We start from the raw sequence: 24,956 nt of genomic DNA, 5'->3' as shown, positions 1-24,956 counted from the left end.
AGATATTTGCTCTTTAAAAATCTGGATCAAGCTGAAAATTGAAACGACACACATGTTATGTGTGTTCGAGTCTCTCAAATTTTCGCAAGCCGGTGATGAATCGAAAGAAACATCTTCGGGTTGTGAGGTTAAGCGACTAAGCGTACACGGTGGATGCCCTGGCAGTCAGAGGCGATGAAGGACGTGCTAATCTGCGAAAAGCGCCGGCGAGGTGATATGAACCTTTGACCCGGCGATGTCCGAATGGGGAAACCCAGTGTGTTCCGACACACTATCGTTAACTGAATACATAGGTTAACGAGGCGAACCGGGGGAACTGAAACATCTAAGTACCCCGAGGAAAAGAAATCAACCGAGATTCCCCCAGTAGCGGCGAGCGAACGGGGAGCAGCCCAGAGTCTGAATCAGCTTGTGTGTTAGTGGAAGCGTCTGGAAAGTCGCACGGTACAGGGTGACAGTCCCGTACACGAAAGCACACAGGTTGTGAACTCGAAGAGTAGGGCGGGACACGTGGTATCCTGTCTGAATATGGGGGGACCATCCTCCAAGGCTAAATACTCCTGACTGACCGATAGTGAACCAGTACCGTGAGGGAAAGGCGAAAAGAACCCCGGCGAGGGGAGTGAAAAAGAACCTGAAACCGTGTACGTACAAGCAGTGGGAGCCTCTTTTATGGGGTGACTGCGTACCTTTTGTATAATGGGTCAGCGACTTATATTCTGTAGCAAGGTTAACCGTATAGGGGAGCCGAAGGGAAACCGAGTCTTAACTGGGCGTTAAGTTGCAGGGTATAGACCCGAAACCCGGTGATCTAGCCATGGGCAGGTTGAAGGTTGGGTAACACTAACTGGAGGACCGAACCGACTAATGTTGAAAAATTAGCGGATGACTTGTGGCTGGGGGTGAAAGGCCAATCAAACCGGGAGATAGCTGGTTCTCCCCGAAAGCTATTTAGGTAGCGCCTCGTGAACTCATCTTCGGGGGTAGAGCACTGTTTCGGCTAGGGGGCCATCCCGGCTTACCAACCCGATGCAAACTACGAATACCGAAGAATGTTATCACGGGAGACACACGGCGGGTGCTAACGTCCGTCGTGAAGAGGGAAACAACCCAGACCGCCAGCTAAGGTCCCAAAGTCATGGTTAAGTGGGAAACGATGTGGGAAGGCACAGACAGCCAGGATGTTGGCTTAGAAGCAGCCATCATTTAAAGAAAGCGTAATAGCTCACTGGTCGAGTCGGCCTGCGCGGAAGATGTAACGGGGCTAAACCATGCACCGAAGCTGCGGCAGCGACGCTTATGCGTTGTTGGGTAGGGGAGCGTTCTGTAAGCCGTTGAAGGTGTCCTGTGAGGGGTGCTGGAGGTATCAGAAGTGCGAATGCTGACATAAGTAACGATAAAGCGGGTGAAAAGCCCGCTCGCCGGAAGACCAAGGGTTCCTGTCCAACGTTAATCGGGGCAGGGTGAGTCGACCCCTAAGGCGAGGCCGAAAGGCGTAGTCGATGGGAAACAGGTTAATATTCCTGTACTTGGTGTTACTGCGAAGGGGGGACGGAGAAGGCTATGTTAGCCGGGCGACGGTTGTCCCGGTTTAAGCATGTAGGCGGAGGTTCCAGGTAAATCCGGTTCCTTGTTAACGCTGAGGTGTGATGACGAGGCACTACGGTGCTGAAGTAACAAATGCCCTGCTTCCAGGAAAAGCCTCTAAGCATCAGGTAACATCAAATCGTACCCCAAACCGACACAGGTGGTCAGGTAGAGAATACCAAGGCGCTTGAGAGAACTCGGGTGAAGGAACTAGGCAAAATGGTGCCGTAACTTCGGGAGAAGGCACGCTGATATGTAGGTGAAGTCCCTGCGGATGGAGCTGAAATCAGTCGAAGATACCAGCTGGCTGCAACTGTTTATTAAAAACACAGCACTGTGCAAACACGAAAGTGGACGTATACGGTGTGACGCCTGCCCGGTGCCGGAAGGTTAATTGATGGGGTTAGCGGCAACGCGAAGCTCTTGATCGAAGCCCCGGTAAACGGCGGCCGTAACTATAACGGTCCTAAGGTAGCGAAATTCCTTGTCGGGTAAGTTCCGACCTGCACGAATGGCGTAATGATGGCCAGGCTGTCTCCACCCGAGACTCAGTGAAATTGAACTCGCTGTGAAGATGCAGTGTACCCGCGGCAAGACGGAAAGACCCCGTGAACCTTTACTATAGCTTGACACTGAACACTGGTCCTTGATGTGTAGGATAGGTGGGAGGCTTTGAAGCGTGGACGCCAGTCTGCGTGGAGCCAACCTTGAAATACCACCCTTTAATGGCTGGTGTTCTAACGTAGACCCGTGATCCGGGTTGCGGACAGTGTCTGGTGGGTAGTTTGACTGGGGCGGTCTCCTCCCAAAGAGTAACGGAGGAGCACGAAGGTTAGCTAATCCTGGTCGGACATCAGGAGGTTAGTGCAATGGCATAAGCTAGCTTGACTGCGAGAGTGACGGCTCGAGCAGGTGCGAAAGCAGGTCATAGTGATCCGGTGGTTCTGAATGGAAGGGCCATCGCTCAACGGATAAAAGGTACTCCGGGGATAACAGGCTGATACCGCCCAAGAGTTCATATCGACGGCGGTGTTTGGCACCTCGATGTCGGCTCATCACATCCTGGGGCTGAAGTAGGTCCCAAGGGTATGGCTGTTCGCCATTTAAAGTGGTACGCGAGCTGGGTTTAGAACGTCGTGAGACAGTTCGGTCCCTATCTGCCGTGGGCGCTGGAGAATTGAGGGGGGCTGCTCCTAGTACGAGAGGACCGGAGTGGACGCATCACTGGTGTTCGGGTTGTCATGCCAATGGCACTGCCCGGTAGCTAAATGCGGAAGAGATAAGTGCTGAAAGCATCTAAGCACGAAACTTGCCCCGAGATGAGTTCTCCCTGAGACTTTAAGTCTCCTGAAGGAACGTTGAAGACTACGACGTTGATAGGTCGGGTGTGTAAGCGCAGCGATGCGTTGAGCTAACCGATACTAATGAACCGTGAGGCTTAACCTTACAACGCCGAAGCTGTTTTGGCGTGAGAGAGACGATTTTCAGCTGATACAGATTACAGAATTTGCCTGGCGGCTTTAGCGCGGTGGTCCCACCTGACCCCATGCCGAACTCAGAAGTGAAACGCCGTAGCGCCGATGGTAGTGTGGGGTCTCCCCATGTGAGAGTAGGGAACTGCCAGGCATCAATTAAAAGAACCCCGTACCGTATGGTGCGGGGTTTTTTGCTTTGGTTCTTTCCCGCCGCCGGAGACGGCATCAGACTGTACACCGCCACACCAGCCAACGACCCTTAGTCTTTATCCTATAACTTACCTTGCTAACAGAAAATGTGATCTTACTCTCAATGTTATTTATAACAAAATAATAACATTTGCTTTACAAGATCGTGAGTTCTCAGGACTCAGCATGCCGTTTTTATGGCAGGAGCATAATCACAATGACAGAAAGCATAGCATCGAACGGGACGCTGGCTGCCAGTGATTCCCGTAGAAGGGTATGGGCAATCGTCAGTGCCTCTTCAGGGAACCTGGTGGAATGGTTCGACTTTTACGTCTACTCATTCTGTTCACTTTACTTCGCACATATCTTCTTCCCGTCCGGAAACACCACCACACAGCTTCTGCAAACGGCTGGCGTATTTGCTGCGGGCTTCTTAATGCGCCCCATTGGTGGATGGTTGTTTGGACGGATCGCAGACCGTCGAGGACGTAAGGCATCCATGCTGATTTCGGTCTGCATGATGTGCTTTGGCTCGCTGGTGATCGCCTGTCTTCCCGGTTATGACGCTATCGGGACATGGGCGCCGGCTCTTTTGCTACTGGCTCGTTTGTTCCAGGGGCTTTCTGTTGGAGGAGAATACGGTACCAGCGCCACTTACATGAGTGAAATTGCCCTTGAGGGCCGGAAAGGATTTTACGCCTCTTTCCAGTACGTCACGCTTATTGGTGGCCAGCTTCTGGCCATTCTGGTGGTGGTTATTCTGCAGCAGGTCCTTACCGACAGCCAGCTTCATGAGTGGGGATGGCGAATTCCTTTCGCGATGGGTGCTGTACTGGCGGTCGTCGCACTCTGGTTGCGTCGTCAGTTGGATGAAACTTCGCAAAAAGAGGTCCGGGCGCTGAAGGAGGCGGGGTCGTTTAAAGGGCTGTGGCGTAACCGCAAAGCTTTCCTGATGGTTCTCGGGTTCACCGCGGGCGGTTCTCTCAGCTTTTACACCTTCACCACCTACATGCAAAAATATCTGGTGAACACCACGGGCATGCACGCCAACGTCGCCAGCGCTATCATGACCGCCGCGTTGTTCGTCTTTATGCTGATTCAGCCACTTATTGGCGCGCTCTCCGATAAAATAGGGCGTCGCACGTCAATGCTGATTTTTGGCGGCATGTCCGCGTTATGTACTGTTCCTATTTTAACTGCGCTTCAGCACGTTTCCTCACCGTATGCCGCCTTTGGTCTGGTCATGCTGGCGATGGTCATTGTCAGTTTTTACACATCGATCAGTGGGATCCTGAAGGCTGAGATGTTCCCGGCACAGGTACGCGCTTTGGGGGTAGGGCTTTCTTATGCGGTCGCCAATGCGCTGTTCGGTGGCTCTGCGGAGTACGTCGCGCTGTCGCTTAAATCATGGGGAACGGAAACAACCTTCTTCTGGTACGTGACGGTGATGGGGGCACTGGCCTTTATTGTCTCCCTGATGCTGCATCGAAAGGGTAAAGGTATTCGTCTCTAATAGCGAGCCATCTGCCACACGGCATAGCCGGTCGTGGCACCGGCTACGTCCCAGGCAAAGTCTTTCCAGCTCCAGCCGCTCCCCGCGGGGCGGCTATCCCACAGTTCTTTTGAAGCCCCAAGGCTTACAGAGAACATCAGGCCGATTGCCGCACTACGATCCCGACTGTACCCCTGATGTTGTGCATACTCATTACCGGCAGCGGACAACATCGCGGAGGCGAGAAAGTGTTGCGCTTTATCCTGCCCGGACCAGCTATCGTTAGCCATGTGGCTACAGCCACTGAGAAAGAGAGCACTCAGCAAGAGAAGAATACGCATTAGCGGACTCCAAAAAAAGCCCTGTCGCTGACAGGGCCCGGACATCACAGAATACGGCTGATAAGTCTGTCAATACGGATTCGACGCAGGCGACGAATAAGCTTGCGGACTTTCACCGGGTAATCGGCAATGCTCTGCAGTTCACGGTAATGCTGAACCACAGTGGTATGCGTGCGAATAAGCTCGAGCTCACGTTCACGACTGGTCGCTAACTCATGTTTCGGGTCATGGATCAGGATGGCATTTTCGAGATCCAGACGCCAGGCGCGAGGGTTGAGGTTATTGCCCGTAAGCAGCATCCATTCATCGTCGACCCACATCCCTTTCAGATGATAACTGTTGTCTTCATCTTTCCACAGACGCACGACCAGCTGGTCAGTGTTAACGTAATACTGTAAACGGCTCAGGAAACGGCGCAGGTTAATCTCATAGAGATAAGGGAGGGCACCGATAATCTTGAACGGTTGATCTTCAGGAATAAAGAAGTCGTTAGCCGTTTTGTCACCGACGATAATTTCAACTTTTTTACCATCACGCAGCAGCTGAATGATATTACGCACCAGCACGGCGGGAAGGTTGAAGTAAGGGGTGCAGATGATGAGTTTCTGCTCCGCACACGGCATCAGGTGGAAAATCGTTTTGTTCAGCAGGCTTGATTTGCCTAACCCCACCAGCGGTGTAACGGATAGCTCTTCGTTATTGGCATCGCCCTGGAAATGGTAGACCGCATCACGCAGTTCCTGGCGGAACGCGCGGATATCATTTTTAATTTCCGGGCTTTTAGGACGGTGTGGATCGTCAAGACGATTTACGCCGCGACCCTGTACTAAGTTCTTATCAACCCAGTTAAACATGATATCCGCCATCTGGGGATTACGAACCAGATGGTAACGGTCATATCGATATTTATCGAGCTGATGAAGGTAAACATCATTCAGGCTCGCGCCGCTGTACAGCACGCTATCATCAATGATGAACCCTTTGAAATGAAGGACGCCGAGCGCTTCTCGGGTATTTACAGGTACGCCGTAAACGGGCACATCGACGCCAGGATTTTCCTGCGCCGTGCGGCAATACCAGTCAGCATTGGTGTTTGAAGCAGCAGCGCCTATACGGCCACGCTGAGCGCGGTGCCAGTCGACCAGCACGCGAACATCCAGTTCCGGACGTTGACGCTTGGCTTCATAGAGCGCATTTAAGATCGCGCGCCCACCTTCATCTTGTTCAAGATACAGGGCCACAATGCAAATGCGACGCGTGGCACTGGCAATCTTTTCCAGAAGCGTCTCCCGAAAATGGGCGGGAGCGTAAAAGAACTCTACATCATCAACTGACTGAGAAATCTTCGGTAGTTGAGCAAGGTGTTGTTGATGTTTATTACGCTTAAATTTTGACAACATCACAGTGCGTTTCTTCTCTGTTCATTGAAGGGTTGTCTGTACCATGCAAACAACATAAGCGGACAATGATACCACCAGTCCCGTCCAAAGTGGGTAACATTTCCAGTAGCTTACTCGGCTTTATCCGCTGATATCAGGCTCAGGGATAAGGCCACAATACCTTCGTCCAGCTGAATATCAACGTCAAATCCAAGTTTTCGCGCCAGGGTCACCATACCGCGATTGTTAGGCATAGTAATGCCATTGAGGCGTAACAATCCGTGATCTCGCGTATAACTGATGAGTTTTTCCAGCAGCCGTCGCCCCAGACCCAACCCTTTCAGATCGGAGCGCACCAGCACAGCAAACTCCGCATCAACATTATCCGGGTCGGAAATAGCACGCGTAACGCCGAGGATCTCATCGCCCTTATCGGAACGACGAACGGCGACAAATGCCATTTCTCGATCGTAGTCGATCTGGGTCATATTGGCTAAATCATCGTGGGTAAATTCGTTGATTTCGCTAAAATAGCGATAGTAAAGATCCTCTTTCGTTACCTGAGAGATGAACGTGCGCAGCTGCGGTTCATCTTCCGGCAGGATAGGGCGGAACAACGCGCGCTCTCCGTTTTTCATCTCCACCCACTCCTCCAGTTGCAGAGGATACGGGCGGATCGCAAGGCGGCTCTCTCTGTCACCCTCGAAAGGCGCGATATCCAGCGTGACGTCCAGGGCCGTAAACTCACTGCCGGAGGCGAGCAGCGGGTGGATGTCCAGCCGCTGGATCTCCGCGCAATCAACAATCAGGTTAGACACCTGCACCAGGAACTGACTCAACCCGGCAATATCAAGAGGGCGCAGCGCGCTTCGGCCCCGGATTTTTTTGCTTTTGATGGCCTGAATGATCAGATAGCGCGCCAGGTTCATGTTCAGTGGTGGCAAAGCCACGACCGCCTGCTCCTCAGGACGCCACTCGACGCCGCCTTCCCCCAGCATGATAAGCGGGCCAAAGACAGGATCGTATTCAACCACCACGCGCAGCTCCTGAGCGCCCGCGCGATTAGCCATGCTTTGCACCAGCAGCCCGTGGATCCGCGCCTGAGGCCAGGCCATTTTGACCCGGTCGAATATGGCATCAGCGGCTTGCTGTACCTCGGTCGCAGTCCGCAGGTATAACATCACTCCCTGGACATCAGACTTATGCGGGATATCCGGTGAGCGAAGCTTGAGGGCAACGGGATAGCCAATTTGTTCGGCAATATGCACGGCTTCGGCGCTGTCGCCGGCAATCCAGGTGGGCAGGGTTTGCATCCCGTAACTGCCCAGAATCGGCTGCACTTCGTGCGTATCAAGCGAGGTGGCTCCCTCTTCGATAGCCTGCTGTAAAAGCCGATGAACATCGGCGGTGTTCGCCGTCAGGTTACCCGGTAAAGCCGGGGTTTCACGGAGCTGCTTCTGGTTGCGGCGATACTCAACCATATGCATAAACGCCGTAATCGTGCCTTCCGGAGTGCGGTAGGTGGGCAGACCGGCTTCACTGAACAGGCGTCGTGCCTCCTGGGAAGAGAACTCACCGCACCAGTTGGTCAGCAGGGTGACATATTTTCCACGAGGATGGTTCCGGACGGCGTCAATCAGTGCGCGCGCGCTTTCACTCCCGGGAGCGACCGCGCTGGGGGAGTGAATAATCATCAGCGCGTCGAAATCCTGGCTATCCAGTAAAAGGGAGATCGCCCTGATATAGTGATCGCTACTTGCGTCATCGCGTAAATCGAGGGGATTGCCTGGGCTAACGCTTGCCGGCAGCGCCTCTTTCAGGCGTTGTAGCGTCTCCTCACCCAGGGTGGCCAGCTTGCCATTGCGCAGCCACAGTTCATCCAGTGCAAGTGCGGCAGGAGCCGCGCCATTACTGACAATCATTAACTTCTCACCGCGTAATGGACGCATATGGCTTAACGTCTCGACGGCGGAAAAAAGCTCGTGTGTATCCTGAACCCGTAACAAACCTGCGCGTTGAATCGCGGCATCCCAGGCGGGATCCATGCCGGAATGCGACTGCAGCAGACGCTGGGCGGCGGGGCTACGCCCGCTTTTGATCACCAGAATCGGTTTGTTACGGGACGCGCTACGGGAAGCTGATACAAAACGACGGGCGTCGCTCAGGTGCTCAAGATAAAGAAGAATGGCGCTGGTTTTGCTGTCGCGAGCCAGAAAATCGAGCAGTTCATCAACGTCGATGTCCAGGCTGTCACCCAGAGCAATGAAGTAGGAAAACCCCATCTCACGCTGTTGCGCCCAGTCGAGGATCGTGTTCGATACCGCAGCCGATTGCGAAATAAATGCGAGTTTGCCTTGGCGGATAGGGACCGGGGAGAAGCTGGCATTCAGCCCTTGCCACGGGGCGAGCAGGCCCAGACTGTTTGGCCCAAGAATGCGCATCTGGTAGCGACTGGCGCATGCCAGAAGCTCCGGCTGCTGTTCGGGCGGAGACGAGAGAATAATGCAGGTTTTACATCCTTTCCTGCCGAGCGACTCCAGCAGGGCTGGATTACGTTTCGCATTTGTACACAGGATGGCAAGGTCCGGTATGAAAGGCAGGCTCTGCACGTCCGGCCATGCCAGCACCCCCTGAACAGCCTTATAGGCAGGCGTCACGGGCATGACGGGGCCATTAAATCCGCCGGCCAGCAGGTTACGCATCATCAGATAGCCTGCGCGATCCGGTTTCATTGATGCGCCGATAACGGCAATGGATTTAGGACGAAGTAGCGCTTCTAACCCTCGCTGGCTCATGCAGGCCTCCTGTGAATGCAAGCGACCTGATGATTTTAAACGTTTTCTGTCTCAGTTGCTGTGACGCTGCCCTTATGAACGGTTTTTCCTGCCAGGTAACGTTCACGAAAGCAGGAGAAATGGCTCCCCAGCGCACCTGCCGCGACGGTATCTCCCGCTAAATCCAGAAGGGCAATCGCCACTTCAGCGGTACAGTATTGCCCGTCAGCATGCGCTTCTCGCAGGCGGTAGGCCGAGACGCGTGAAAGGTCGACCGAAATCACCGGCAATGAATCGAGATAAGGACTTTTGCGGAACATTTTTCGCGCTTCGGTCCAGGTTCCGTCCAGCATAATAAACAGCGGCGGTTTACCTGATGGCGGTGCCGAAAGCACCTGGCGATCTTCGCCAGCATACGAGGCCGGAAATACGACCATTGGCTGATAGTCCGGGTTTGCTACTAAGTCGAGCAGGGCTTGAGGCGGTTCCGTGCGTGACCACTGAAATGCCGCGGTATCCGGCAGAATGTCGGCAATAAGGCGTCCGGTATTGCTGGGTTTCATTGGTTCGGTATCGAACATGACCAGGCAAAAACGACTCTTCGCCGTGCTCGGCGCAAGGGTCTCGCACAGACAAACTTTTAGCGGCAGCAGACAACGCTGACAGCGGCGAACACGATTGCCGCGGGCAAGAAAAGGGCGAGTCGCGCGGGCCAGGCGTGCGGCGCGCAGTTGAAGAACAGCGTTATCAGTCATGGGCGAAGTGCAGGAAAAACCCTATTTTCGCAGAGGAAGGAACGGGGCACAAGATGCGCCCCGTTAATGTTACAGCGATTCGTTTAACCAGCTATCAAACGGTGCTTTAGGAACGGCACCGTTAAGCATGTCGATCACTTCACCATTTTTGAAAATCATGATGGTTGGGATGCTGCGAATGCGAAAGCGTGCGCTCAGCTCACGTTCTGCTTCGGTATTGACCTTAACAAAACGCATTTTGCCGCTACGTTCTTCGGCAACATCTTCGAAGACTGGCGCGAAGCTACGGCACGGACCACACCACGGTGCCCAAAAATCGACAACCACCGGAAGATCGTCCTTGAGGAGTTTGTCCAGCGTAGCACCCGTAGCGTTGATAACATCGCCATCAAACAGTTCATGGCCACAACGCCCGCATTTCGCACCATCTTCAATCCGATCGTCCGGAATGCGATTAAGAGCCTGACAGTTGGCACATACGGTATTCATAACTAACCTCTGAAAGAGCCGTGGGACAGCGGCAGAATGCCGATAATGTTTCTAATATGTTACATATTATCATTCAGCCTGTTTGAAACGACAATGCGTTTTATTCAATGAGAACAATAGTCACAGGCTTTTGTACGAATTTATGGCTATGAGCTTGCACATCGGGTAATCTGCGCGCTTCGCGCAGCGCTGGTGGAGAAAAGCATGAACGACGAAATGAAAAACAAAAGCGGCAAGGTCAAAGTGATGTATGTCCGCAGTGATGATGACTCTGATAAACGCACCCAAAATCCGCGTACCGGAAAAGGTGGCGGGCGTCCGGCGTCTTCTCGTGCAGACGGTGGCCGTCGCCCCGCCCGCGATGACAGAAATAACCGCGGTGATGACCGCAAACGTGATGACCGCATGCGTGACGATCGCAAACGCGATGATTTCTCGCGCGAGGGTTCATCCCCCTGGCGTACCGTTTCTCGCGCCCCTGGTGATGAGGCGCCTGAAAAAGCCGATCACGGCGGTATCAGCGGGAAAAGCTTTATTGACCCGGAAGTGCTGCGCCGTCAGCGTGCAGAAGAGACCCGAGTCTATGGCGAGAACGCCTGCCAGGCGCTGTTCCAGAGCCGTCCTGAGTGCATCGTTCGCGCATGGTTTATCCAGAGCGTAACCCCGCGCTTTAAAGAAGCGCTGCGCTGGATGGCGGCAAACCGTAAAGCCTACCATGTAGTGGATGACGCTGAGCTGACGAAAGCATCAGGCACTGAACACCACGGTGGCGTGTGCTTCCTGATCAAAAAACGTAACGGGACTACCGTACAGCAGTGGGTTAGCCAGGCGGAAGCCGATGACTGCGTGCTGGCGCTTGAAGATGTGGGCAACCCGCATAATCTGGGTGCAATGATGCGTAGCTGCGCGCACTTTGGCGTGAAAGGCGTGCTGTTACAGGATGCCGCGCTGCTGGAATCGGGTGCCGCGATCCGTACCGCAGAGGGCGGGGCAGAGCATGTTCAGCCGATCACCGGCGACAGCGTTCTGGATGCCATTGAGCAGTTCCGTAATGCGGGATATGCCATCGTCACGACCTCCAGCCATGCCGCTACGCCGCTGTTTAAAGCGACACTGCCGCGTAAAATGGTGCTGGTGCTGGGTCAGGAGCGTGATGGCCTGTCGGATGCTGCGCTTTCCAGCGCGGATCTGAGCGTCTCTATCGACGGTACAGGCAATGTTGAAAGTCTGAACGTTTCCGTTGCGACTGGCGTACTGCTGGCGGAATGGTGGCGCCAGAATAAAGCATAAGACTGTGCGTCGGATGTGCCCGCTAAAACGGGCACATCCGCTGCGTTACTCACTCTCAGCCGGTAACACTGGCATCCAGTCAATTGGCGTTTCGCCACGTTTTTCCAGCCACTCGTTCGCCAGAACAAAATGATTACAACCAAAGAAACCACGATGCGCTGACAGCGGTGACGGATGCGGTGCCTTCAGGACATGATGACGCTGCCTGTCGATAATCGCCCCTTTCTTCTGCGCGTGGGAACCCCACAGTAAAAACACCACCCCTTCACGATGCTGGTTGATAAGGCTGATGACTTTATCGGTAAAGGTTTCCCAGCCCAGGCTGGCGTGAGAATGTGCCTGACCGGCACGTACGGTGAGTACCGTATTCAGTAACAGCACGCCCTGGCGCGCCCAGCTTTCCAGATAACCATGAGTGGGCCGGGTAAACCCGGGCACGGTCTTTTCGAGTTCTTTGTACATGTTCAGAAGCGAAGGGGGGATAGCAACCCCAGGACGTACAGAGAAAGCAAGCCCGTGAGCCTGTCCCGGTCCGTGGTAAGGATCCTGACCGAGGATAACAACTTTCACATCGCTGAGTTCGGTATAGCGAAACGCGTTGAAAACATCTTTTTGTGGCGGATAAATCGTCTGGCCAGACTGCCGCTCTGCCGCAACGGTGCTGAGGGTGTTAATAAAATAGGGCTGCTGTTTCTCTTCTGCCAGCACATCGTGCCAGGTCAACGGTGTCGTCATCTCGCTCTCCTGCGAATCACATTCTGCGCCTAGCTTAACCGCTAAAACCCGGGGTGCAAAATCCCAGGCATAAAATCACCGTAAGTCATTCAATTTATTTTGAATAGATGCGAAAGGAGTTGAGCTGGCAAAGCAATGAAATTGATCTGGAACAATAAAATCAAACCACACTCTTTGTGTGGTTGGTGTTTTTGTTGATTTAAATCAATAAATGACCGGGGTGCGAGTGATATATATACACACAAGAAACAATGGTTTTACCAATTGGCCGCGCAAGGCCGACACCAGTTAATGTAGCCTAAGGGAGGCAACACATGATTACAGGTATCCAGATTACTAAAGCTGCAAATGACGACCTGCTCAACTCTTTCTGGCTGCTGGACAGCGAGAAAAATGAAGCGCGCTGTGTAGTAGCGAAAGCGGGTTTTGCTGAAGATGAAATCGTTCCGGTGAACAAACTGGGCGAAATCGAATACCGTGAAATCCCAATGGAAGTAAAACCGGAAGTGCGCGTTGAAGGTGGTCAGCACCTGAACGTGAACGTGCTGCGCCGTGAAACGCTGGAAGATGCGGTTAAGCACCCGGAAAAATACCCACAGCTGACCATTCGTGTATCAGGTTATGCAGTACGTTTTAACTCTCTGACCCCGGAACAGCAGCGCGACGTTATTGCGCGTACCTTTACTGAAAGCCTGTAAGGTTTCAGTCTCGGGGGTGGAATAAAAAAGCCGGGGTTTTCCCCGGCTTTTTTTACTCTTCAGTTTTCGTCTCTGGTGCGGCAGAGCTTGGTTTACGGCGCTTACCAATATTCTTGGTATCGCGGTGGCGCTGCTTCACGCGCGGCTTCTCTTTTTCTTTCTCTTTTTTCTCAGCACGTTTTGCGAGCGCTTTTTTAGACGGTTTGCCCGTCATTTTTTCACTCGGTGCACGTGTGGTCGGGCGAAGCTCATCAATAACGCGTGCTTTCAGTGGCTCATCAACGTAGCGGCCAATTTTCTGCAGCAGCAGGTAGTCATGCGCTTCGACCAGAGAGATCGCGATACCTTTGCGTCCGGCACGACCGGTACGGCCAATGCGGTGCAGATAGGTGTCGCCGCTGCGTGGCATATCGAAGTTAATGACGTGACTGACGTCCGGAATGTCGATCCCGCGTGCAGCAACGTCTGTTGCGACCAGCACGTTCACGCGACCATCAGTCAGACGTTTAATCCCTTCGGTACGCTTAACCTGCGCCATCTCGCCTTCGAGATAGCAGTTATTGATTCCGGCATTACGCAGCATTTCAGCCAGTTCATGCACACGCTCGCGCTTACGCACAAAGACGATAGTACGGGTGGCATCGTCCTGCTTCAGCAGGTGCTTAAGTAACTCAACCTTGTGTTCAAGGTTATCTGCACGGTAATACCACTGGTGGATCTTCTTGCGTTCGCGCGTGGACGGCGTCGCGGAAACTTCCACCGGATCTTCCAGCAGGCGCTCTGCGAAGTCTTTGATCGCGTCCCCTTCAAGGGTGGCAGAGAACAGCATCGTCTGGTTACGCCAGCGTGTCTCACCCGCGATATGTTCGATATCCTGCGCGAAGCCCATGTCCAGCATGCGGTCAGCTTCATCCAGAATCAATGTTTCTACCGCGCGGCAGTCGAAGTTCTCTTCTTTAATGTACTGCAGCAGGCGACCGGTCGTCGCAACGACGATGTCCTGATTTTCGCTGAACACTTCGGCGTGGTTCATATACGCAACGCCGCCAGTGATCGTGGCGATATCCAGATGGGTATTGGCCGCCAGCTCGCGGGCGTGATCGGCAACCTGCATCGCCAGCTCGCGCGTCGGCGTCAGAATCAAAATACGCGGCGGGCCTGATTTTTTACGTGGAAAATCGAGCAGATGCTGCAACACAGGCAGCAAGTAAGCTGCTGTCTTCCCCGTGCCGGTTGGCGCAGAACCGAGCACATCGCGGCCCTCAAGCGCAGGCGGAATGGCCGCTGCCTGAATGGCGGTCGGGCGTGTAAAGCCTTTGCTCTCAAGTGCATTGAGCAGGCTTTCATCGAGTTCAAGTTCGGAAAAAGTCGTTACAGTCATGTTCTACCTCTGTGTGGGGCGCTGATTATAGACGTTACGGCTGTAATCTTCATCTGTTTGTATGGATATCGCTTTGCGGCCACTTCGCTTTCCCCTATGCTACTCCAGTTTCACTTAGAAGGTTGCCCTGACATGTCTCAACTCAAAGCGCAGTTGCGCCGCGATGGTTTTACGTTTAAACAATTTTTTGTCGCTCACGATCGCTGTGCCATGAAAGTCGGTACAGACGGTATTTTACTGGGTGCCTGGGCACCTGTCGCAGGTGTAAAGCGTATTCTGGATATTGGGACGGGCAGCGGGCTGTTGGCGCTGATGCTGGCGCAACGTACCGAAGCGCATGTCACCATAGATGCGGTGGAGCTGGATGCGCAGGCGGCAGAGCAGGCGAGTGAAAATGCGGCTGAATCTCCGTGGGCCGCCCGGATTAACGTTGAATGTGCAGATGTGCTCGACTGGACGCCGGAGCAAACCGCGCGTTACGACCTGATTGTCAGCAATCCTCCCTACTACGCGCCCGGAGTTGAGTGCGGAACGCCTGAGCGTGAACAGGCCCGTTATACCGGCTCCCTCGACCATAAGGCGATGCTGATCAGTGCCGCAGAGCTTATTTCAGAAGAGGGGTTTTTCTGCGTGGTTCTGCCAGAAAGCACCGGCAATGCGTTTATTGGTATAGCGCAAGAGATTGGCTGGAAATTACGTTTACGCACCGATATTGCAGATACCGAAGGGCGATTGCCGCACCGCGTGCTGCTGGCGCTCTCACCCAAAGAAGGTGAATGCTTTAACGACCGAATGGTGATCCGTGGGCCAGACCAGCGTTATTCCGAAGATTACACCGCTCTGACCCAGGCGTTTTATCTGTTTATGTGAACCTGCGGGGAGAGGATCGACGGGCCGGACTCGGCCAACTGATCGGGGTAGTCGAGGGTATAGTGCAAACCGCGGCTCTCTTTGCGCATCATCGCGCAGCGAACAATCAATTCGGCAACCTGAACCAGATTGCGCAGCTCCAGCAGATTATTGGATACGCGGAAATTGGCATAATATTCATCGATTTCCTGCTGCAGCATCGTGATACGGCGTAATGCGCGTTCAAGACGTTTCGTGGTCCGCACAATCCCGACGTAGTCCCACATAAACAGCCGCAGTTCGTGCCAGTTATGCTGAATAACGACCAGCTCATCCGGGTTCTCCACGCGGCTTTCATCCCAGGCAGGCAGATTTTCTGTCTGACGGGCGTAAGGCATGCGCTTCGTGATATCTTCCGCGGCAGACCAGCCGTAAACCAGACACTCCAGCAGTGAGTTCGACGCCATCCGGTTCGCGCCATGAAGCCCGGTATAACTTACTTCACCGATAGCATACAGGCCATCCACATCGGTGCGACCATGATCGTCAACCATTACGCCCCCGCAGGTATAGTGGGCGGCAGGCACGATGGGCACCGAATCGCGGGTTAAATCAATCCCCAGACCCAGCAGCTTTTCGTAGATCATCGGGAAATGCTGGCGGATAAACTCTGCCGGCTTATGGCTGATGTCCAGATACATGCAGTCCACGCCAAGACGCTTCATTTCATGGTCGATGGCGCGGGCAACGATATCACGCGGTGCCAGCTCGCCTCTGGGGTCAAAGTCCGGCATAAAGCGGGAGCCGTCAGGGCGTTTCAGGTATGCGCCTTCACCGCGCAGGGCTTCCGTCAGCAGGAAATTACGCGCCTGAGGATGGAACAGGGCGGTCGGGTGAAACTGGTTGAATTCAAGGTTTGCCACGCGACAACCGGCGCGCCAGGCCATGGCGATCCCGTCTCCGGAGGCAATATCGGGGTTGGTTGTATACTGATACACTTTGGATGCACCGCCAGTCGCCAGTACCACGGCCTTCGCCTGACAGGTCTCAACCTTTTCTTTATTGCGATTCCAGACCCAGGCACCCACGACACGACGCGTACCCGGAAGGCCAATCTTGTCGGAAATAATCAGGTCAACGGCATTGCTGCGCTCAAGGACCCGAATGTTAGGATGGCTGAGGGCTTTGCTGACCAGCGTGGTTTCGACTTCTTTACCGGTAGCGTCTGCGGCATGCAGGATACGGCGGTGGCTATGCCCGCCTTCGCGGGTCAGGTGGTAGCTCTCTTCACCGTTTGGCTGCACCTGTGTATCAAATAATACGCCCTGATCGATCAACCACTGCACGCAATGACGGGCATTACTGGCCACAAACTCTGCGGCATGTGCATCCACGATCCCGGCCCCGGCAATCAGCGTATCGTCGACATGCGACGCAATGCTGTCTGTCTCATCAAACACGGCGGCAATACCGCCCTGGGCATAAAACGTAGAACCTTCACTTATTGGCCCTTTGCTCAGAACGATAACGCTCTGATGTTCGGCCAGACGCAGTGCCAGGGAGAGACCGGCAGCGCCGCTACCGATGATCAGTACATCACAATGCAGTTCAGGTGTTGTGTTCATGATTTTTGTTTAATTTACTAAACAGTGTTTGGTCAGAATAGCATCCGAATGCGAGATATCGCACGTTTTATTTGATGTGAGTTGTAACCGCTAAACTCGAGGCGGAGGATTAAAACCACGTAAAAGAAAGAAAATATTTTGCGAAGCAGATCGTTAGCGTCAGATTTTGTGGTGAAATAAAGACTGGGTTGCGTTACTCTTCTGGCGGGAAAAGAGATGTTTCTTGTCATAAAGTGGTGCGTATCGTGAACAGACTTATAATGAGAGAAAATGAACAGTCTGCGGCGCGATGAACAAAAACAAAGGCGTTACGGAACTTATTGAAGATCAGACACTCTAATTCGGTGCTTGCTCAAAGTGCGGTTTTTTAAGAGTGGCGTTTCGATAACGCGTGGAATTTAGGTTTGGGGAGACATTACCTCGGATGAGCGAGCAGTTAACGGACCAGGTCCTGGTTGAACGGGTCCAGAAGGGAGATCAGAAAGCCTTTAACTTACTGGTGGTGCGCTACCAGCATAAGGTGGCGAGCCTGGTTTCCCGCTATGTACCGTCAGGCGATGTGCCTGATGTAGTACAAGAGTCTTTTATTAAGGCCTATCGCGCGCTGGATTCATTCCGGGGAGATAGTGCTTTTTATACCTGGCTGTACCGTATTGCGGTCAATACGGCAAAGAATTATCTGGTCGCTCAGGGCCGCCGTCCGCCTTCAAGTGATGTGGACGCAATCGACGCCGAAAACTTCGAAAGTGGCGGTGCGCTGAAAGAAATTTCGAACCCTGAGAACTTAATGTTGTCAGAAGAACTGAGACAAATCGTTTTTCGCACGATCGAGTCGCTCCCGGAAGATTTACGCATGGCAATTACGTTACGGGAGTTGGATGGTCTGAGCTATGAAGAGATAGCCGCCATCATGGATTGTCCGGTCGGCACGGTACGTTCACGTATTTTCCGTGCGCGAGAAGCAATTGATAATAAAGTTCAACCGCTTATCAGGCGTTGACGATAGCGGGATACTGGAAAAGGTATTAGGCATGCAGAAAGAAAAACTTTCCGCTTTAATGGATGGTGAAACGCTGGATAGTGAGCTGCTCAACGAGCTGTCTCATTCTCCCGAAATGCAAGAGACCTGGGAGAGTTACCATCTCATTCGTGACACCCTTCGCGGTGACACCGGCGAGGTTCTCCATTTCGATATCTCAGCTCGCGTGATGGCGGCCATTGAAAATGAGCCTGTCCGTCAGACCACTCCGCTGATTCCTGAAGCTCAACCTGCGCCTCACCAGTGGCAGAAAATGCCGTTCTGGCACAAGGTGCGTCCGTGGGCCAGCCAGCTCACCCAAATGGGTGTGGCTGCATGCGTATCGCTTGCAGTTATCGTTGGCGTCCAGCACTATAATACTCAGTCTGAAACTAATCAGCAGCCAGAAGCGCCAGTGTTCAACACACTGCCGATGATGGGCAAAGCCAGCCCGGTAAGTTTGGGTGTTCCGGCTGATGCATCCGCCAGCGGCGGCCAGCAACAGCAGGTTCAGGAGCAACGCCGTCGCATTAATGCGATGTTGCAGGATTACGAGTTGCAGCGTCGTCTGCACTCTGAACAGCTTCAGTTTGAGCAGGCACAAACCCAGCAAGCGGCTGTGCAGGTGCCCGGAAACCAAACTTTAGGAACGCAATCGCAGTAATGAAGCAACTTTGGTTCGCCATGTCTCTGATGGCGGGTAGCCTGTTCTTCTCTGCCAACGCCTCGGCTGATGTTTCATCCGGGGCGTTGTTGCAGCAAATGAATCTGGCCAGCCAGTCACTCAATTACGAGTTGGCATTTATCAGTATCAATAAGCAGGGCGTCGAGTCGTTACGATACCGCCATGCCCGTCTTGATAACCAGCCGCTCGCCCAGCTTTTACAGATGGATGGCCCGCGTCGGGAAGTTGTCCAGCGTGGTAACGAAATCAGTTATTTCGAACCCGGTCTGGAGCCTTTCACGCTGAATGGCGATTATATCGTCGATTCTCTGCCATCGCTTATCTACACCGACTTCAAACGTCTTGCGCCTTACTATGATTTCATTTCGGTAGGGCGTACGCGCATTGCGGACAGACTGTGCGAAGTAATCCGCGTTGTTGCCCGTGACGGAACGCGCTACAGCTATATCGTCTGGATTGACGCCGAAACCAAGCTGCCAATGCGTGTAGACCTACTTGACCGTGATGGTGAAACGCTGGAGCAGTTCCGCGTTATCTCCTTTAGCGTGAACAATCAGGTGGGTAATAGTATGCAGAATCTGGCGAAAGCCAGCCTGCCGCCGCTGCTTTCGGTACCGGCGGGTGATTCCGTCAACTTCAACTGGGTTCCTTCCTGGATCCCGCAAGGGTTTAGCGAAGTCTCCAGCAGCCGTCGTCAACTGCCAACCATTGAAACACCGGTTGAATCGCGTCTTTATTCCGATGGTTTGTTCAGTTTCTCGGTGAACATTAACCGCGCATCGGCAAACAGTTCTGAACAAATGCTTCGTACCGGACGCAGGACGGTCAGCACCACGGTTCGCGATAACGCAGAGATCACCATTGTGGGTGAATTACCACCACAAACGGCGAAGCGTATTTCCGACAGCATTAAATTCAGGGCTGCACAATGATTAAAGAGTGGGCTACGGTCGTATCGTGGCAGAATGGCATTGCGCTGGTGAGTTGTGATGTTAAGGCCTCATGCAATAGCTGTGCTTCCAGAGCCGGTTGCGGTAGCCGCGTGCTGAATAAGCTCGGGCCGCAAACCTCGCATACCATTTCCGTGCCAAGCGATCGGCCGCTGATGGTGGGGCAAAAGGTGGAGCTGGGAATTGCAGAAGGTAGCCTGCTCACGTCCGCCATGCTGGTTTATCTCTCTCCGCTGGTGGGGCTGTTTGTTATGGGCGGCGTATTTCAGATGCTGTTTGGTACCGATGTGGCCGCCATGTGTGGTGCTGCATTGGGCGGCGTAGGGGGATTCTGGCTGGCCAAAGCTCTTTCCCCGAAGCTTGCCGCACGCGAAGAGTGGCAGCCTGTTATTCTCAGCGTTGGGCTAGCACCCGACCAGCTTCGTGTTGAGACGCTCTCTTCTGAGGCCCGGTGATCCATCGGGCTTTGTCCTTTTTTTCGTCCTAAAACAGAAAACGTCATTTCTTCACGCTATACCTGGCGCTAAGTACATTTCCAGGTAACGGGGATGTAGTGTAGAATGCGGCGTTTTCGCACTGAAAAACGTCAGGCTAAGAACAGCGGCCTCCAGGAATTCGTAAGGCATAATTATTTAACTATATGAAGAACATACGTAACTTTTCGATCATTGCTCACATTGACCACGGTAAGTCGACGCTGTCTGACCGTATTATCCAGATTTGCGGTGGCCTGTCTGATCGTGAAATGGAAGCCCAGGTTCTGGACTCCATGGACCTGGAACGCGAACGCGGTATCACCATCAAAGCGCAGAGCGTTACGCTTGATTACAAAGCGGCTGATGGCGAAATCTACCAGCTGAACTTTATCGACACCCCAGGCCACGTTGACTTCTCCTATGAAGTTTCACGCTCGCTGGCGGCCTGTGAAGGCGCGCTGCTGGTTGTGGATGCCGGGCAGGGCGTTGAAGCCCAGACTCTGGCAAACTGCTACACCGCGATGGAAATGGATCTCGAGGTTGTGCCGGTTCTGAACAAAATTGACCTGCCAGCTGCCGATCCTGAGCGCGTAGCGGAAGAGATTGAAGATATTGTCGGCATCGACGCGACCGATGCGGTGCGCTGCTCCGCTAAAACGGGCGTGGGCGTGACCGACGTGCTGGAACGCCTGGTGCGTGATATCCCGGCACCAGAAGGTGACCCGGATGCCCCGCTGCAGGCGCTGATCATCGACTCCTGGTTTGATAACTACCTGGGCGTTGTCTCACTGGTGCGTATTAAAAACGGCACCATGCGTAAAGGCGACAAAATCAAGGTAATGAGTACTGGTCAGGTTTACAACGCTGACCGTCTGGGTATCTTCACGCCAAAACAAGTTGACCGTACCGAGCTGAAATGTGGCGAAGTAGGCTGGTTGGTCTGCGCCATTAAAGACATCCTCGGCGCGCCAGTGGGCGATACCCTAACCGGTGCACGTAACCCGGCAGACAAAGCGCTGCCAGGCTTTAAAAAGGTTAAACCGCAGGTTTACGCGGGTCTGTTCCCGGTCAGCTCTGACGACTATGAAAACTTCCGTGATGCGCTCGGCAAGCTGAGCCTCAACGATGCTTCCCTGTTCTATGAACCAGAAAGCTCCACGGCGCTGGGCTTCGGCTTCCGCTGCGGCTTCCTTGGTCTGCTGCACATGGAGATCATCCAGGAGCGTCTGGAGCGTGAATACGATCTGGATCTGATCACCACGGCACCGACCGTTGTGTACGAAGTGCAGACCACCAACAAAGAGATCGTCTACGTCGATAGCCCGTCCAAGCTGCCACCGCTGAACAATATCGAAGAACTGCGCGAGCCCATTGCAGAGTGTCATATGCTGCTGCCGCAAGAGTTCCTGGGTAACGTTATTACGCTGTGTATTGAGAAGCGTGGCGTACAGACCAACATGGTTTACCACGGTAATCAGGTTGCGCTGACGTACGAAATCCCTATGGCGGAAGTGGTCCTCGACTTCTTTGATCGTCTGAAGTCTACCTCTCGTGGCTATGCATCACTGGATTACAACTTCAAACGCTTCCAGGCGTCTAATATGGTGCGTGTGGACGTGCTGATCAACGGCGAGCGTGTAGATGCGCTGGCACTGATCACTCACAACGACAATGCGCCATACCGTGGCCGTGAGCTGGTTGAGAAGATGAAAGAGCTGATCCCGCGTCAGCAGTTTGATATCGCGATTCAGGCCGCCATCGGTAACCACATTATTGCCCGTTCTACTGTGAAACAGCTGCGTAAAAACGTTCTGGCTAAATGCTACGGCGGTGACGTCAGCCGTAAGAAAAAGCTGCTGCAGAAACAGAAAGAAGGTAAGAAGCGTATGAAGCAGGTCGGTAACGTCGAACTGCCGCAGGAAGCATTCCTTGCCATCCTTCATGTTGGTAAAGACGGCAAATAACCCTAAGGAGTTGGCATGGCGAACATGTTTGCCCTGATTCTGGTCATTGCTACCCTGGTGACAGGTTTGTTGTGGTGTCTGGATAAGTTTATTTTCGCCCCAAAACGCCATGAACGTCAGGCTGCCGCACAGGCAGCCACTGGCGATGGGCTGGACGCGAAAACCCTGAAGAAAGTCGGCCCGAAACCGGGCTGGCTGGAAACCGGGGCATCGGTATTTCCGGTGCTGGCGATTGTGCTGGTTGTCCGCTCGTTTATTTACGAGCCGTTCCAGATCCCGTCTGGTTCAATGATGCCAACGCTGCTGATTGGCGATTTTATTCTGGTTGAGAAGTTTGCCTACGGGATTAAAGATCCGATCTACCAGAAAACGCTGATCGAAACCGGTCATCCAAAACGTGGCGACATCGTGGTGTTTAAATACCCGGAAGATCCGCGTCTGGATTACATCAAGCGTGCCGTGGGACTGCCGGGTGACAAAGTCACCTACGATCCGGTGGCGAAAGAAGTTACCGTTCAGCCTGGCTGCAGCTCCGGTACCGCGTGTGAAAACGCGCTGCCAATCACTTACTCAAACGTTGAGCCAAGTGATTTTGTGCAGACCTTTGCTCGCCGTAACGGCGGTGAAGCGACCAGCGGTTTCTTCCAGGTGCCCAAAGGCGAGACCAAAGAGGACGGTATTCGCCTGGTAGAACGTAAAGAGACGCTGGGTGATGTGACCCACCGTATCCTCACCGTGCCAATCGCGCAGGATCAAGTGGGGATGTACTACCGGCAGCCGGGCCAACAGCTGGCCAGTTGGATCGTACCACCGGGACACTACTTCATGATGGGTGATAACCGCGATAATTCCGCGGACAGCCGTTACTGGGGCTTTGTGCCGGAAGCGAATCTGGTAGGTAAAGCGACCGCTATCTGGATGAGTTTTGAGAAGCAGGAAGGCGAATGGCCGACCGGCGTTCGCCTGAATCGTATCGGCGGGATCCATTAATTCTCATTAAATGAACGCGTAGCCGCTTTAATTAGCGGCTACGTGAATTATTTCAGCGATAAATCTCTTTGGACTAACGACATCCCCTGTCGTTGTGTATAGAATATTCCCCCGAAGTTTAAGGTTGGCCCTGCAAGGGTGCCACGGCACACGAAACCGCGTTGGTCTTCTCAGGTCGGTTTCGTGTGCTGCATTTTTGACGCATTCATTTACTGGTATCGCATGAACCCCATCGTAATTAATCGGCTTCAACGGAAGCTGGGCTACACTTTTCATCATCAGGAGTTGTTGCAACAGGCATTAACCCACCGCAGTGCCAGCAGCAAGCATAATGAGCGCCTCGAGTTCCTGGGTGACTCTATTTTAAGTTTCGTGATCGCGAATGCGCTTTATCATCGTTTCCCACGTGTGGACGAAGGTGATATGAGCCGCATGCGCGCGACGCTGGTTCGGGGTAATACCCTGGCGGAAATCGCTCGTGAATTTGAACTGGGCGAATGTCTGCGACTTGGGCCGGGTGAACTGAAAAGCGGCGGCTTCCGTCGTGAATCTATTCTTGCCGACACGGTCGAAGCATTAATTGGTGGTGTGTTCCTGGACAGCGATATTCAGACCGTAGAAAAGCTGATCCTTAACTGGTATCAAACCCGTCTGGACGAAATCAGTCCGGGCGATAAACAAAAAGATCCGAAAACGCGTCTGCAGGAATATTTGCAGGGTCGCCACCTCCCGCTGCCATCCTATCTGGTGGTACAGGTGCGGGGCGAAGCGCACGATCAGGAATTTACCATCCATTGCCAGGTCAGTGGCCTGAGTGAACCGGTGGTCGGCACAGGTTCTAGCCGTCGTAAGGCTGAACAGGCTGCCGCCGAACAGGCGTTAAAAATGCTGGAGCTGGAATGAGCGAAGAAAAAACGTATTGCGGGTTTATTGCTATCGTCGGACGTCCGAACGTTGGCAAATCTACCCTGTTGAATAATCTGCTTGGGCAGAAAATTTCCATTACTTCCCGTAAGGCGCAGACCACGCGTCACCGCATCGTCGGTATCCACACGGAAGGCGCCTATCAGGCGATCTACGTTGATACCCCGGGCCTGCACATGGAAGAGAAGCGCGCCATCAACCGCCTGATGAACAAGGCGGCGAGCAGCTCGATTGGCGACGTAGAGCTGGTGATTTTCGTGGTGGAAGGCACCCGCTGGACGCCTGACGACGAAATGGTGCTGAACAAACTGCGCGACGGTAAAACGCCGGTGATCCTTGCGGTCAACAAAGTGGACAACGTGCAGGAAAAAGCCGATCTGCTGCCGCACCTGCAGTGGCTGGGAAGCCAGATGAACTTCCTTGATATCGTCCCGCTGTCTGCCGAGACCGGTCTGAACGTCGATACCATCGCAGGCATCGTGCGCAAACATCTGCCGGAAGCGATTCATCACTTCCCGGAAGATTACATCACCGATCGTTCTCAGCGCTTTATGGCCTCTGAGATCATCCGTGAAAAACTGATGCGTTTCCTTGGCGCGGAACTGCCGTACTCCGTAACGGTTGAGATTGAACGTTTTCAGACCAACGAACGCGGCGGCTATGACATCAACGGCCTGATCCTCGTTGAGCGTGAAGGGCAGAAGAAGATGGTGATCGGCAACAAAGGTGCCAAGATCAAAACCATCGGCATTGAAGCGCGCAGAGACATGCAGGACATGTTTGAAGCCCCGGTTCACCTTGAACTGTGGGTGAAGGTGAAATCAGGCTGGGCCGATGATGAGCGTGCATTGCGCAGCCTCGGTTACGGCGACGACGTCTAAGACTGAACA

20 protein-coding genes and 2 rRNA genes are annotated in these 24,956 nt (G+C 53.5%); 14 read left to right on the top strand and 8 right to left on the bottom strand.

What is annotated here, in order from left to right:
• The first annotated feature begins 126 nt into the window (after positions 1-126).
• The 3 genes from AM379_RS02240 to AM379_RS02230 all read left to right on the top strand — a co-directional run bounded on the left by AM379_RS02240 (position 127) and on the right by AM379_RS02230 (position 4,764).
• A 23S ribosomal RNA gene (locus tag AM379_RS02240) occupies positions 127-3,033 on the top strand.
• A 64-nt stretch (positions 3,034-3,097) separates the two neighbouring features.
• Positions 3,098-3,213: ribosomal RNA gene (gene rrf, locus AM379_RS02235) — 5S ribosomal RNA — on the top strand.
• A gap of 255 nt (positions 3,214-3,468) precedes the next feature.
• The gene (locus tag AM379_RS02230) at positions 3,469-4,764 is read left to right on the top strand and encodes an MFS transporter (protein ID WP_106503410.1); all 1,296 of its coding nucleotides are present in this window, start codon (positions 3,469-3,471) and stop codon (positions 4,762-4,764) included.
• Here AM379_RS02230 and AM379_RS02225 read toward each other — a convergent pair.
• From AM379_RS02225 to trxC, 5 genes are all read right to left on the bottom strand, one after another.
• Positions 4,761-5,084 (bottom strand): YfiM family lipoprotein, encoded by a 324-nt coding sequence (locus tag AM379_RS02225; RefSeq protein ID WP_014171230.1) that lies wholly within the window; start codon positions 5,082-5,084, stop codon positions 4,761-4,763. The two genes, AM379_RS02230 and AM379_RS02225, sit on opposite strands and share 4 nt — an antisense overlap.
• Positions 5,085-5,128: 44 nt before the next feature.
• On the bottom strand, positions 5,129-6,484 hold the full coding sequence (pssA, locus tag AM379_RS02220; RefSeq protein WP_044858135.1) for a CDP-diacylglycerol--serine O-phosphatidyltransferase: 1,356 nt from the start codon (positions 6,482-6,484) through the stop codon (positions 5,129-5,131).
• 110 nt (positions 6,485-6,594) lie between these two features.
• Entirely contained in the window at positions 6,595-9,258 is a 2,664-nt protein-coding gene (locus AM379_RS02215) for a bifunctional acetate--CoA ligase family protein/GNAT family N-acetyltransferase (protein WP_063924699.1), read from the bottom strand.
• Between the two features lie 35 nt (positions 9,259-9,293).
• The gene (gene tapT / locus AM379_RS02210) at positions 9,294-9,992 is read right to left on the bottom strand and encodes a tRNA-uridine aminocarboxypropyltransferase (RefSeq protein WP_047743101.1); all 699 of its coding nucleotides are present in this window, start codon (positions 9,990-9,992) and stop codon (positions 9,294-9,296) included.
• Between the two features lie 69 nt (positions 9,993-10,061).
• Entirely contained in the window at positions 10,062-10,481 is a 420-nt protein-coding gene (gene trxC / locus AM379_RS02205) for a thioredoxin TrxC (RefSeq protein ID WP_014171226.1), read from the bottom strand.
• Between the two features lie 204 nt (positions 10,482-10,685).
• Between trxC and AM379_RS02195 the strand changes: the two genes are divergently transcribed.
• The gene (locus tag AM379_RS02195; protein WP_106503409.1) at positions 10,686-11,771 is read left to right on the top strand and encodes a tRNA/rRNA methyltransferase; all 1,086 of its coding nucleotides are present in this window, start codon (positions 10,686-10,688) and stop codon (positions 11,769-11,771) included.
• Between the two features lie 45 nt (positions 11,772-11,816).
• Here the strand turns inward: AM379_RS02195 and ung are convergent, their stop codons facing one another.
• The gene (gene ung, locus AM379_RS02190) at positions 11,817-12,506 is read right to left on the bottom strand and encodes a uracil-DNA glycosylase (protein ID WP_073396262.1); all 690 of its coding nucleotides are present in this window, start codon (positions 12,504-12,506) and stop codon (positions 11,817-11,819) included.
• Between the two features lie 314 nt (positions 12,507-12,820).
• Between ung and grcA the strand changes: the two genes are divergently transcribed.
• Complete coding sequence (gene grcA, locus AM379_RS02185; protein WP_013098327.1) at positions 12,821-13,204, top strand: autonomous glycyl radical cofactor GrcA; 384 nt, start codon at positions 12,821-12,823, stop codon at positions 13,202-13,204.
• Positions 13,205-13,256: 52 nt separating this feature from the next.
• Here the strand turns inward: grcA and srmB are convergent, their stop codons facing one another.
• Positions 13,257-14,585: an ATP-dependent RNA helicase SrmB gene (srmB, locus tag AM379_RS02180; RefSeq protein WP_020882998.1), complete on the bottom strand. Its 1,329-nt coding sequence runs from the start codon at positions 14,583-14,585 to the stop codon at positions 13,257-13,259.
• Between the two features lie 132 nt (positions 14,586-14,717).
• Here srmB and trmN point away from each other — a divergent pair, with 132 nt between their 5' ends.
• Entirely contained in the window at positions 14,718-15,455 is a 738-nt protein-coding gene (gene trmN, locus AM379_RS02175; RefSeq protein WP_106503408.1) for a tRNA(1)(Val) (adenine(37)-N(6))-methyltransferase TrmN, read from the top strand.
• On the opposite strand, the gene nadB is transcribed toward trmN, so the two are convergent.
• On the bottom strand, positions 15,440-17,059 hold the full coding sequence (gene nadB / locus AM379_RS02170) for an L-aspartate oxidase (RefSeq protein WP_020883000.1): 1,620 nt from the start codon (positions 17,057-17,059) through the stop codon (positions 15,440-15,442). The genes trmN and nadB overlap by 16 nt on opposite strands.
• 424 nt (positions 17,060-17,483) lie before the next feature.
• On the opposite strand from nadB, the gene rpoE reads away from it, so the two are divergent.
• From rpoE to era, 8 genes are all read left to right on the top strand, one after another.
• A complete protein-coding gene (gene rpoE, locus AM379_RS02165; RefSeq protein WP_006176728.1) occupies positions 17,484-18,059 on the top strand; it encodes an RNA polymerase sigma factor RpoE in 576 nt (191 codons plus the stop codon).
• 31 nt (positions 18,060-18,090) lie between these two features.
• The gene (gene rseA / locus AM379_RS02160; RefSeq protein ID WP_025203448.1) at positions 18,091-18,741 is read left to right on the top strand and encodes an anti-sigma-E factor RseA; all 651 of its coding nucleotides are present in this window, start codon (positions 18,091-18,093) and stop codon (positions 18,739-18,741) included.
• Positions 18,741-19,694 carry a sigma-E factor regulatory protein RseB gene (gene rseB, locus AM379_RS02155; RefSeq protein WP_014171218.1) on the top strand — a complete coding sequence of 318 codons (954 nt, stop codon included), beginning with the start codon at positions 18,741-18,743 and terminating at the stop codon, positions 19,692-19,694. Before rseA ends, rseB begins: the two co-directional genes overlap by 1 nt.
• Positions 19,691-20,167, top strand: a complete 477-nt coding sequence (gene rseC, locus AM379_RS02150) for a SoxR-reducing system protein RseC (RefSeq protein WP_014171217.1) — start codon at positions 19,691-19,693, stop codon at positions 20,165-20,167. The genes rseB and rseC overlap by 4 nt, the downstream gene beginning before the upstream one ends.
• 185 nt (positions 20,168-20,352) lie before the next feature.
• Positions 20,353-22,152 (top strand): translation elongation factor 4, encoded by a 1,800-nt coding sequence (lepA, locus tag AM379_RS02145; RefSeq protein ID WP_014171216.1) that lies wholly within the window; start codon positions 20,353-20,355, stop codon positions 22,150-22,152.
• A 15-nt stretch (positions 22,153-22,167) separates the two neighbouring features.
• The gene (gene lepB / locus AM379_RS02140) at positions 22,168-23,142 is read left to right on the top strand and encodes a signal peptidase I (protein ID WP_014171215.1); all 975 of its coding nucleotides are present in this window, start codon (positions 22,168-22,170) and stop codon (positions 23,140-23,142) included.
• A gap of 222 nt (positions 23,143-23,364) precedes the next feature.
• Complete coding sequence (rnc, locus tag AM379_RS02130; protein WP_003860711.1) at positions 23,365-24,045, top strand: ribonuclease III; 681 nt, start codon at positions 23,365-23,367, stop codon at positions 24,043-24,045.
• Positions 24,042-24,947, top strand: a complete 906-nt coding sequence (era, locus tag AM379_RS02125; protein WP_014171212.1) for a GTPase Era — start codon at positions 24,042-24,044, stop codon at positions 24,945-24,947. Before rnc ends, era begins: the two co-directional genes overlap by 4 nt.
• Positions 24,948-24,956: the final 9 nt, after the last annotated feature.

This window comes from Enterobacter cloacae complex sp. FDA-CDC-AR_0132 (genome assembly GCF_003010695.1).
Lineage (GTDB): Bacteria > Pseudomonadota > Gammaproteobacteria > Enterobacterales > Enterobacteriaceae > Enterobacter > Enterobacter ludwigii.
This window is presented reverse-complemented; position numbering and strand designations above follow the sequence as displayed.

Coding starts and splice junctions, on each gene's coding strand:
- AM379_RS02230 (WP_106503410.1), top strand. CDS start 3,469: ATGACAGAAAGCATAGCATCGAACGGGACGCTGGCTGCCAGTGATTCC.
- AM379_RS02225 (WP_014171230.1), bottom strand. CDS start 5,084: ATGCGTATTCTTCTCTTGCTGAGTGCTCTCTTTCTCAGTGGCTGTAGC.
- pssA (WP_044858135.1), bottom strand. CDS start 6,484: ATGTTGTCAAAATTTAAGCGTAATAAACATCAACAACACCTTGCTCAA.
- AM379_RS02215 (WP_063924699.1), bottom strand. CDS start 9,258: ATGAGCCAGCGAGGGTTAGAAGCGCTACTTCGTCCTAAATCCATTGCC.
- tapT (WP_047743101.1), bottom strand. CDS start 9,992: ATGACTGATAACGCTGTTCTTCAACTGCGCGCCGCACGCCTGGCCCGC.
- trxC (WP_014171226.1), bottom strand. CDS start 10,481: ATGAATACCGTATGTGCCAACTGTCAGGCTCTTAATCGCATTCCGGAC.
- AM379_RS02195 (WP_106503409.1), top strand. CDS start 10,686: ATGAACGACGAAATGAAAAACAAAAGCGGCAAGGTCAAAGTGATGTAT.
- ung (WP_073396262.1), bottom strand. CDS start 12,506: ATGACGACACCGTTGACCTGGCACGATGTGCTGGCAGAAGAGAAACAG.
- grcA (WP_013098327.1), top strand. CDS start 12,821: ATGATTACAGGTATCCAGATTACTAAAGCTGCAAATGACGACCTGCTC.
- srmB (WP_020882998.1), bottom strand. CDS start 14,585: ATGACTGTAACGACTTTTTCCGAACTTGAACTCGATGAAAGCCTGCTC.
- trmN (WP_106503408.1), top strand. CDS start 14,718: ATGTCTCAACTCAAAGCGCAGTTGCGCCGCGATGGTTTTACGTTTAAA.
- nadB (WP_020883000.1), bottom strand. CDS start 17,059: ATGAACACAACACCTGAACTGCATTGTGATGTACTGATCATCGGTAGC.
- rpoE (WP_006176728.1), top strand. CDS start 17,484: ATGAGCGAGCAGTTAACGGACCAGGTCCTGGTTGAACGGGTCCAGAAG.
- rseA (WP_025203448.1), top strand. CDS start 18,091: ATGCAGAAAGAAAAACTTTCCGCTTTAATGGATGGTGAAACGCTGGAT.
- rseB (WP_014171218.1), top strand. CDS start 18,741: ATGAAGCAACTTTGGTTCGCCATGTCTCTGATGGCGGGTAGCCTGTTC.
- rseC (WP_014171217.1), top strand. CDS start 19,691: ATGATTAAAGAGTGGGCTACGGTCGTATCGTGGCAGAATGGCATTGCG.
- lepA (WP_014171216.1), top strand. CDS start 20,353: ATGAAGAACATACGTAACTTTTCGATCATTGCTCACATTGACCACGGT.
- lepB (WP_014171215.1), top strand. CDS start 22,168: ATGGCGAACATGTTTGCCCTGATTCTGGTCATTGCTACCCTGGTGACA.
- rnc (WP_003860711.1), top strand. CDS start 23,365: ATGAACCCCATCGTAATTAATCGGCTTCAACGGAAGCTGGGCTACACT.
- era (WP_014171212.1), top strand. CDS start 24,042: ATGAGCGAAGAAAAAACGTATTGCGGGTTTATTGCTATCGTCGGACGT.